Source organism: Psychrobacter sp. ANT_H3 (genome assembly GCF_027919975.1).
Classification (GTDB): Bacteria; Pseudomonadota; Gammaproteobacteria; order Pseudomonadales; family Moraxellaceae; genus Psychrobacter; species Psychrobacter maritimus.
This window is the reverse complement of the sequence record NZ_JAQISM010000039.1, coordinates 1-3316: the sequence shown is the minus strand read 5'-3', so window position 1 is coordinate 3316 and position 3316 is coordinate 1. Positions and strand designations below refer to the sequence as shown.

General features: G+C 37.6%; 6 protein-coding genes. 4 read left to right on the top strand and 2 right to left on the bottom strand.

Annotated features, from left to right (window positions below):
- A partial coding sequence (locus tag PG901_RS13320; protein WP_271134688.1) for a LysR substrate-binding domain-containing protein occupies window positions 1–292 on the top strand: 292 nt, incomplete at its 5' end.
- Between the two features lie 154 nt (window positions 293–446).
- On the opposite strand, the gene PG901_RS13315 is transcribed toward PG901_RS13320, so the two are convergent.
- Window positions 447–692, bottom strand: coding sequence for a transposase (locus tag PG901_RS13315; RefSeq protein ID WP_227677380.1), 246 nt, complete (start codon window positions 690–692; stop codon window positions 447–449).
- Between the two features lie 258 nt (window positions 693–950).
- Here PG901_RS13315 and PG901_RS13310 point away from each other — a divergent pair, with 258 nt between their 5' ends.
- The 3 genes from PG901_RS13310 to PG901_RS13300 all read left to right on the top strand — a co-directional run bounded on the left by PG901_RS13310 (window position 951) and on the right by PG901_RS13300 (window position 2147).
- Window positions 951–1394: a hypothetical protein gene (locus tag PG901_RS13310; RefSeq protein WP_173240474.1), complete on the top strand. Its 444-nt coding sequence runs from the start codon at window positions 951–953 to the stop codon at window positions 1392–1394.
- 93 nt (window positions 1395–1487) lie between these two features.
- Entirely contained in the window at window positions 1488–1622 is a 135-nt protein-coding gene (locus PG901_RS13305; RefSeq protein ID WP_264298306.1) for a hypothetical protein, read from the top strand.
- Between the two features lie 15 nt (window positions 1623–1637).
- The gene (locus PG901_RS13300) at window positions 1638–2147 is read left to right on the top strand and encodes a hypothetical protein (RefSeq protein ID WP_271134687.1); all 510 of its coding nucleotides are present in this window, start codon (window positions 1638–1640) and stop codon (window positions 2145–2147) included.
- Between the two features lie 200 nt (window positions 2148–2347).
- Here PG901_RS13300 and PG901_RS13295 read toward each other — a convergent pair.
- A partial coding sequence (locus tag PG901_RS13295; protein WP_271134686.1) for a Fic family protein occupies window positions 2348–3316 on the bottom strand: 969 nt, incomplete at its 5' end.

Below are 3316 nucleotides of genomic sequence, written 5' to 3'. Positions count from 1 at the left end.
AGAGGATTGGCTGCGGTGGTGTAAGGCAGGCGGATTTGAATTGCCAAGCGATATAAAGATAAATCATTTTAGTCATGTACTACTAGCGATAGAAGCCGCAAGGTACAATCTGGGCATTACTCTTACCAATAATTATATGATGCAGGATGACGCTTATAAACAAAATATCGTTAGAATTCCAATGCACGAATTTCTAACAGGGGACCAATTTTACTTCGTTTGCAAGGAATTAAAGAATAATCAGGATGATATTATTAAATTAAGCGAATGGCTGAAATCCCAATGTAATTAAAAAAATCTTTACCTTATTTGTTATCAAAAGATCAAATTATGATTTGTTATAGGGGTTTAAAATGATGATTTAGAAAATCCCGATCAACAATTCATAAAGACTCATATTCTCAATAAATAGTCATTTATTTTATCTGATCTTAAATAAGATATAGTCAATCCAACTTAAAGTTGTAACAGCAGACATTGCTGAATAAATGATTTAGATCATTCTCACCCCAGCCCTGCCTGAGCTTTTTTACCTCAGCCCATTTGTGTTCAATAGGATTTAGATCAGGACTGTAAGGCGGTAGCCAGAGTATACGGTGACCGTGTCGGTTTAATAGCTTTTTGATACGTTTGTTCTTATGAAATCTGGCATTGTCCATGACGATGACACATTTGTGATCAAGCTTTGGAATAACGTTATATAGTTAAGTCTTTATAAAATCGATACAGCCCATATCATGAAACAGTTTAGGTAGATTATTCTCCATCCATCCTTGGTGTAGAAACTTAGCCTGTGCCCATTTTTTCTCGATAGGGTTTAGATCAGGGCTGTATCGATTTTATAAAGACTTAACTATATGTTATCTATCAGCCCACTTTAGAACTGACTTTTAGACTAAACCTAGAAACAATACAAATAAAAAAGTTAAGTAATGCATAAGGATTAGATTATGATTGCTAATGTATTTAATTCCATCGCAGACTCCTTCTTTAATTTTTTACTAGCCATTATTTGCGTACTCATGTTATTGGCACCACTGTATAAATGGAAGTCTCGTCCTAACAAGGCGCTCACCAAAAGAATAATAATAGCAATTTTTTTAATTCCAGTCTCTTTATATCTTCTAGTAGATACTTTCAATACTAAAGACCAGCAAAAAAACGATCAACTGTTATCAGTTGCTCATTTATCTGAAAGAGATAGGCCATTAGAAAATGAAAACCATATTAGTATGCCTGATAAGCATGCTTTTGCAGCGACCCTTGAATTGAATGGTATTAGAACAAAACAAAATAACGAGAGCCGGACCAACCTTAAAGAGAATAAAGATGAGCATCAAGAAGGTAGCTCTCAGGTAAGTCTTCACTCTGAAAATAATAATGGAGGGTTGTAGACTTGTGGCACAACTCTTTGTGTATGACGAACTGATGGTCAATCCATCTGATCTCTACTATCAAATCCGTAGTAACAAACTTCGCGGATTTTAGTGACGCAGCCTGACAGTAAAAATCAAACTACACCTATCTTGGCGATACACTATCTCATTTTTCAAACCCACGAAGGCGATGTGATTTTGGTTGAGCAGTTTGACCGCTTAGCACGTTTGAAACAAGCTGATTAGGTTACTCTCAAAAGAATGCTATCAGAGAAAAAGTTGGCAGTCGTATCAAAAGAGCTGCCGACCTCACATATGGCGCTTCAATCTGAGAATAGCACTGAATTTATGAGTAGCGTGTTGCAAGCCATCAATTCAATGTTACTTGATATGCTCGCTGCTATTAGAAAGGACTATGAAGATCGGCGTAACCGTCAGATGCAAGGTATTGCTCGTGCTAATACAGAAGATAAGTATTCAGGACGTATGAAAGATTCCGAGAAACGTAAGATTATCGCTAACCTCCTAAAATCTGGACATAGCTATACTGAAGTGCAAGCTACGGCTAAGTGTTTTCGTCAACTGATAGCTGTTGTAGCTATAAAAATGGGTCGATACTCAAATACTCAAATACTCAAATACTCAAATACTCAAATACTCAAATACTCAAATACTCAAATACTCAAATACTCAAATACTCAAATACTCAAATACTCAAATACTCAAATACTCAAATACTCAAATACTCAAAATTATTTTGAGGATCTGTAATAACCTTGTCAAATAAAAATGGTCTGTTATTAGAGTTCCTCTAATATATTCTGTTTAAGTAAGAAAAATATTGATTACGTTTCAGGTTGCAGTATTTTAGCCGAATCTTTTATAAACGAATCATTATCGCAACGATGATACTAATACTAGCTTGAGCTTGATTATCAAGGCAGATTTTCCTGCGTATAGCAGGATTTGTTCTAACTATTCAAACCATTTGCTTCATCTTTAAAGGTCTCTACAACGACAGAGAAAATGTCATCCCAAACTGCCTCATTTGCTAAAAAAGGATAGTCCTTAAGTAGCTTATTACTCTTAGTGCCTTTATTTTGTAGCATACTGCGAATGATTCTATCGGCATAGCTGTTGGGCATCTCAACAATCTCTTTTATCGCTAATCGTGCATAGTCATGCTTTCTTAGGTACTGTGACTCGTTATGCATCTCTTTTTCAATAACGTGAGCAATGAGTCCTGATAAGTACTGAACGTGAGGCGTTAGATCCATAAAGCGCCATGCAGGTTGAATGAGGTGAGTGTTTTCAAAATTTAAGTTTGAGCGAATACCATCAGGGTAAGTAACCGCCTGTTTATCAAAGCTGTAATGATCACGGATTTGCTCCATAAGTGGCACGGATACACGGTCTAAAATTTTATCATACGCATGACGGTCTGAGGGATGCTCAGCGATGGCTTGCGATATAGGTAGGATAATCGGCTCATGAATGACCTGGTCGCGTCTGAGTACATCGTTAATTAAGAAGCGATGTACTCGGCCATTGCCATCAGCCAGCGGATGAATATACACAAAAGCAAAGGAAGCAACCGCACTACGTATCAGTGCCGATTGTCCCTCGGTCTTTTCCATAAATGCCAGTAACCCTTTGAGCTTTTCAGCAATGTCATCAGCAGGTGGCGCGATATAGTGCACAATCTCTTTAAAGCCATTGACCTGAGTATGCGACACAAAAACTGGTGATTGACGGACACCATACTGCTGGATAACCGTTTTGCTGCCGAGTATCTCTTGTTGCAGCTCTGCTAGTGATTCAGGATCAAGCGGGATATCGCCCTTGCCGGTACGCCTTGCCATTACATCGGCGAAACGTTCAATACGTTTTAACTCTTTCCCTTCACCTTCTATAGTAAAACTGGCTTTACTCTCTCGTAA